The organism is Paenibacillus sp. Y280 (assembly GCF_056786335.1).
Genome location: NZ_JBXCIW010000048.1, coordinates 1 through 5,856 on the forward strand (window position 1 = coordinate 1; position 5,856 = coordinate 5,856).

Consider the following 5,856-nt stretch of genomic DNA (forward strand, 5'->3'; position numbering starts at 1 on the left):
CCCGGTTGGAAAATTGGTGGAGTCTGGCCTTTTTTGAAACTGGTTTTCATCTTCCATATTTTCCAGCGCCATTTCATAACTATTCTGGCATCACCACTGGAATCCCCCATCTAATTCTGAGAGGCTATTACAGACTTTTTTCTCAATACATTCTCACACGTTCTTTTTCTGAGAAATTTGAATGTGGAGGAACAGCCAAAGAAGCGCAGAAGTGACTCGTCGAAGCATTCCTGAGCACGAGTTCTTATCATCCCCAAAACGCAAAGGTCCGCAATGCTATTCTGCATGCGGACCTTATTTCCCTCTTCTACAAACCATTATCATGAATAATCTGTTTCTTTATTTTAAGTATTTGAATCAAAGTTTTCTGGGAGCTTGAAAAAAACTCAAGTTCTTGTAAATCAGAGAACTTCAAGTTCTTTACTAAAGCATTTGTAATTTCAGAATTATTGCTAGTTAAATCAAGGTAACTGAAAAATGAATCCACAAGTAGATAACTATCTTTCTTTGGATGTTTATTTAGTTGTAAAGAAGTTAAAAATACTAGATATTGATGGTCTGGCTTCATTAAATTCTTAGTGGAATAATAAGTAGGTTGTGTTTCTTTTTCTTTTATTGTAAAACCATGCAGTCCATAAACGAATGCCGTATTATTAACAATATTCATATCCCCCTTAATTACTTTTTCTATCATTATCTCCTGACCCAAACTAAAATGCTGTTGAGTAATATTTCCTGTAGGTTTTGCTATAACTACTAAAGAGGCACTTTTCACACTATCAACATAAGTGCTCTCATAATCTATAAAACTTGTGTAATCATTTTCTGTAAATACGTAATCAATACCATGTTCTAAAGAGAATGCGTCTTTTGTACTCTTAAGATTTAAAAGTCCCTCATCTTTAAATGTCGTTTTCAAAAGTTGACCAATAACTAAAGCTCCCACGACTATTAAAAGTTGAAAAATAATCCAGCGTTTCATCATAGTTCACCTTCACTCAGATTACCATTAAACATAAAAATTCTCTTATCACAAAGACGCTCAATATCCTCTTTACTATGACTTGCTAGCAAAACTAAAGCACCACGCTCAGACTCCTTTTTAATAATTGTCCGTACTAGTTCAATACCACTTTCATCAAGAGCATTTGTAGGCTCATCAAGTAGAAGAAAATCTGGCTTTTCCATAATTGCTTGTGCAATGACGATTCTCTGTTTCATACCTAGCGAATACTTCCTAACTGTACGCTTATCCTCTGGATCAAGTCCTACTCTTATAATTGCATCTTTTATTTCTTCAGTTCCAACTATTCTATTGATTTTTGCAAGTAGTTGAAGATTTTTCAAACCCGTAAATTCAGGATATAGCCCTGAATTTTCAATTATAATTCCTATATTCTTAACTGAGTGTATTTCTTTATGTAGTTCTTTTCCATTGATAAAAATCTTACCTGTTGTAGGTTTAATTAAACCGCTTAAAGCACGGAAAAGCATTGTTTTCCCAGAACCATTTTTACCAACAAATCCGTATATTTGTCCACTTTCCAATGAAATACTAATATTATTTAAAACTTGAGTCCCTTTTATATTTTTGCAGAGGTTATGGGTTGTAATTTGTGGCAATTAATTCAACTACCTTTCTCAATCAAATACTCTCATTGTCTATTAACGCAATATCCATCTGGTTAATATAATTAGCACCAATCACAACTACTAATCCATTCAAAAGAATAAAATAGAGAATAGCAGTAACATGCATTAAATCGTTTTCCATCATGTTCAAAATAATCGTTGCAACAGGGTTAAGCAAAAGTAAATAAGGATTTTCAATAAAGATTGAAACTGAACGCATACTCAATGAAAGTGTAACTAGGATCATGATAACAATATATATACTAAGAAAGGCAATATTGCTACTAAAACGGATAGCTAAGAAGTTAATCAATAACGTTACTAAATTAAGAAATAATGTAATCGTAATCCATAAAAATATAAGCATTTTTATAGTTGCAGCATCCAATCCATAGTTGGATCGGTATAGACACAGTAGGAGAATAGTAGCTAAGAATAGATAAGTATAGCAAGCAGCTACAATAAATAATTCAATAGATTTTTTATAGACCCATTGCTTTTTGTTACCTAATCTCGAGAACAAGTACTCACTCCCGACCAAAAAGTTTCTATATATGAAAGTTCCAAATAACATACTAAAGAGCAGAATATAAAACAACTTATCAATTAACAAAGTATAGGATTTAATATTACCAATATGTAAACTTCCAAAAATCATTTCTGCGATCATAGTTTTGATTGGTACATCTATTTGTGTTGAAGAAGAGAAGATCATAATATGGTAGAACACGATCACAGGTACTATTGAGAATATTTTGAATAGCATTTTGCTTCTAATCATATTTGCCCCTAAATCTGGTCATGTCTACTGACCTGATATGTTCTAAATATTGAAAAAAAGAAAATAGTTATGTAAAAAATCAAATAGAATGCCGAGCTTTTTCCCGACGTAGTATCGATTGTCACATAATCAAATAAGTCAGTATTTAGATATTTAAAGGAATTAAATGAATAAAAATCAGCTGTATCAAAGACAAATACCAGAAGATATACCGGTATAAAAACAAGAACTTTGAAATTTTTAATCCAATACGAACATGCTAAAGAGAATATACTTAATAGCCCGGATAACATAGATAATAAAAATAGATACAACACATTGTAAACAAAAGGATTAGTTACATACAGACCTAAAAACGGTATACCGCGTCCGTAAGAGTCCTTTATAACATTTTGTCCTGTCAAATCACTAATATAGTTTATGCTATTATAAAATCCAAAATAGGTATTGAGGTTTTCGGGAAATGTAATTAAATTCAATAGAATATTAATACTAAATGGAATAGAAATTATAATAAATCCACCAAGAAAAGTTGTGATTAGTTTAGAAAAATAATAGTTAGTCCCCATTCTTGTCTGTAAAAACGGAAGGATTTTCACACTTTTATCATTGAGATATGAAAATGAAAAAGGAAATACTACAATAAAGGGAAAGATTGATACAAGATATTGGAAGTAAGGTCCATATGAATTTCCAGCATAAAAAGAATCAGCTGAATAAATCGAAGAAATATCCATACCTATGTTTGAATATACGTTCAGTAAGTAAACACCTACAGAATATATCATCATTATGGAAAACCCTAGCTTGAAGTTTAGTTTATTTACCATTAAAATAAATTGCATGATCACTGCCCTTTTTAACTCCATTCAAAAGTTCCTCTCATGTATTAAAATTTTTTACTTATTGGTACGTCCCGAATTCGGGATGTACCAATATTATTTTACCCATTTCGGATCAATAGAACCAGTGATTTTGCAGTCCAACGCTGGATCATTTCCTTTTAGCCCAGAACGTAAGATGCTTATTAGCTACTTTATATTGATCGATCCATCGGCTTTATAGATGTTAGTGAGAGAAATCGTTGGATCAGTGAATACGAAATGAAGTATGGATCTCTCCTCCTTGAAGAAACGTCAGCCGTCTGTTCCGACAGTTGCGTCTTCACCTTATGACGATATTTGCATATTAAATCCTTACTACCTGGGATTAAAGATCTTCGAGGATATCGGGAAACTGTGGGACAATCCAACCCAGGAAGAACGAGATCGTTACGGTCGAGTTCCAGGACGTGGACGAGAGAAAATGTTCGAGGTTAGAGAACAAGATCCTGATGTATCCTTCATCCGTAACTGTCTAACGAAAGATTTGGTGAAAGAACTGGACCTGTATGTATTCGAAAAGAAAGGTCCCGAATGGAAAATTACCGATAAATCGTGGGAAAACATCCGCGATCAGCTCGCTTATTCTCGCGCAAATGGCGCCTTCCCTTTCAACGACTCTTCCTTCGACTTCGAATTCTTCTTACTCATTGCCGTACACCTCGGATGTTTCTGCGACCATCGCTAATGCTGGTTTGCTTTCCTCATAGCTATCCTTCTTCGCTTGTCCTGCACCGCTATTTCCTTTTTCCTATCTTGCATCCGTTCGTGTTTCTCCATCAATAGGCATAATGATCACATTCGCATATTCTTTGTCAGCATAACGATTAATGACACCTAGCTCCGTATATTCACCCGTGCTGTCCACTGATCCATAGGTCAACATATCTGCCATAAAGTTATCCATGAAAGTAACCGACTCGCCAAACGGCTTCGGCTCCTTGCCTGCTTCGCCATTTTCGCCCAAAGTGTCCTTCTGCCACTTAATCTCAGCAATGCCCTTAGCGTTGATTTCCACATAAGTTTCTAAACCTTTATACGAAATAAAATAGCGAAGCGCTTCCCCTTTAGGGAACCTGTATGTTGTAGTGAAACCTTCGCCATAAGGCGCGATCTCTGTGCCGTTACTTATCCGAGTCAACTTAATCGCAAGTGCCCGCGCTTTGGCAAGGTCGCCGTTTTTCAGTGTTTTAAACTGCTCTTCGCCCGTTGGGGTCCGGACAATGATATGTTTTGCTCCGCTGTCATAATCAACTTTACCTCCGAGCGTCTCGGTTACAAAACGAACGGGGATGTAAGTCCGCCCTTCCTTCACGGTAACAGGTGCATCCAACTTTACATTCTTCCCGTTTACTTCCGCTGTTTTCAAACCATTTTTTAGATGCACCGTCATTTTCTGAACCGGATTATTAATGATTATTGTCTTTGTTGCTGTCTCATAGGAGTAAACAAATGATTTAGGGTCGTTAAAGGCTCGAAGCTGAACCATCGTTCTGTCGTTTACAACCAATACATCTTCTTGGTAAACTCCGTTAATAAACATTTTTGACGGCTGCGCTGGCGCAGCCATGCTGGTCGTACCAGCTGACAATACTCCTGCCACCGTTAATGCGACTGCTGCTATTTTTATCCACTTTTTCACAATTATAGCCTCCTCTTTCGTTCATAGACGCTTGTTATTAGTATAAAGTTGCTCTACATTTCCGAATACGCAGCCGCGAGTTTTCGTGACCTTTGTTATCTTAGGCAGTTAAGACTTGTATTGCCTGCTTTATAGCAATTCCTCGAATCTCTTTACGTTTCATTATGTCAGACATAGAAAAGAAAGAATTGTTTTTATAAATCAAGAGTAAAACTCGTCTTGTTGCTATTACTGCTTGGGTCTCATTTTGCACTAAATAATAAATGACTTGGTAACAGTATGTTTCATATTCACGTAAAATTTTCAATTTACACTCCATGACTGTACACATATAACAAAACAACACCTTGTAAGTTATTTCGAAAAGTTCTTCTGCAGTAAAAATAGAACTTGGTTCTTTTACTTTTAACCATTTCTATAATAGTGGTTCCGCTAGTTTTTTCGGGATCAGCCTTGGGAATCTGAAACACGCGTTTCCGGATATGGTTTATTGGACTGGTCCCTTCCATCCATTGCAGAAGCGGCGACTAGCAAAGAATGATTCAGAGTTCATAAGCATAAATGGTGGCTTTTTTATTCCCAATTTGGGAATAGGCTCAATAATTCCAACAATCGCAAAAACATTCCTCCTCGTTCCCTCGCTTTTATCATACCGTACCACTCTTTCTCCAATCTTACATTTTCCTTGAATTAACCTTAAAAGCAGGATTATCAAAGACTGAATGGAATCATTAGTTTACGACATCAAAGGGGAGGAATCTGCGTATGTCCAAAACAATTGTTTAGTAGTCTTTTTCTTTTATGTAAGCGTCAAATCCAGCCCACCTTCAACGTCCAAACCATTCATGAGAAAATGAAGGCAACCCAATGAAGGAGGTTGCCACATGACCACGAGAGAACAACGTCGTCAAGCATGGATT

At 35.8% G+C, this 5,856-nt stretch carries 5 protein-coding genes and 1 pseudogene; 2 read left to right on the forward strand and 4 right to left on the reverse strand.

Features of this window, described 5'->3' with window-relative positions; all coding sequences use genetic code 11:
* Positions 1-215 (forward strand): hypothetical protein (locus tag AC1TPC_RS26640; RefSeq protein WP_482069745.1); only part of this gene is annotated, 215 nt, incomplete at its 5' end.
* Between the two features lie 92 nt (positions 216-307).
* Here the strand turns inward: AC1TPC_RS26640 and AC1TPC_RS26645 are convergent.
* From AC1TPC_RS26645 to AC1TPC_RS26655, 3 genes are read right to left on the reverse strand one after another with little or no spacing between them, the layout of a single operon-like run.
* Positions 308-985: a hypothetical protein gene (locus AC1TPC_RS26645; RefSeq protein ID WP_482069746.1), complete on the reverse strand. Its 678-nt coding sequence runs from the start codon at positions 983-985 to the stop codon at positions 308-310.
* Positions 982-1,623, reverse strand: coding sequence for an ABC transporter ATP-binding protein (locus AC1TPC_RS26650; protein ID WP_482069747.1), 642 nt, complete (start codon positions 1,621-1,623; stop codon positions 982-984). Before AC1TPC_RS26650 ends, AC1TPC_RS26645 begins: the two co-directional genes overlap by 4 nt.
* A gap of 22 nt (positions 1,624-1,645) precedes the next feature.
* On the reverse strand, positions 1,646-2,413 hold the full coding sequence (locus AC1TPC_RS26655) for a hypothetical protein (RefSeq protein ID WP_482069748.1): 768 nt from the start codon (positions 2,411-2,413) through the stop codon (positions 1,646-1,648).
* 1,188 nt (positions 2,414-3,601) lie between these two features.
* Here AC1TPC_RS26655 and AC1TPC_RS26660 point away from each other — a divergent pair.
* Positions 3,602-3,907, forward strand: a pseudogene (locus AC1TPC_RS26660) (SpoVR family protein); the annotation flags it as partial.
* A 138-nt stretch (positions 3,908-4,045) separates the two neighbouring features.
* On the opposite strand, the gene AC1TPC_RS26665 reads toward AC1TPC_RS26660, so the two are convergent.
* On the reverse strand, positions 4,046-4,936 hold the full coding sequence (locus AC1TPC_RS26665; RefSeq protein ID WP_482069749.1) for a copper amine oxidase N-terminal domain-containing protein: 891 nt from the start codon (positions 4,934-4,936) through the stop codon (positions 4,046-4,048).
* Positions 4,937-5,856: the final 920 nt, after the last annotated feature.

What these genes read in the sequence shown, in the direction of transcription:
- AC1TPC_RS26645 (WP_482069746.1), bottom strand. Translation starts at nt 985, where the DNA reads ATGATGAAACGCTGGATTATTTTTCAACTTTTAATAGTCGTGGGAGCT.
- AC1TPC_RS26655 (WP_482069748.1), bottom strand. Translation starts at nt 2,413, where the DNA reads ATGATTAGAAGCAAAATGCTATTCAAAATATTCTCAATAGTACCTGTG.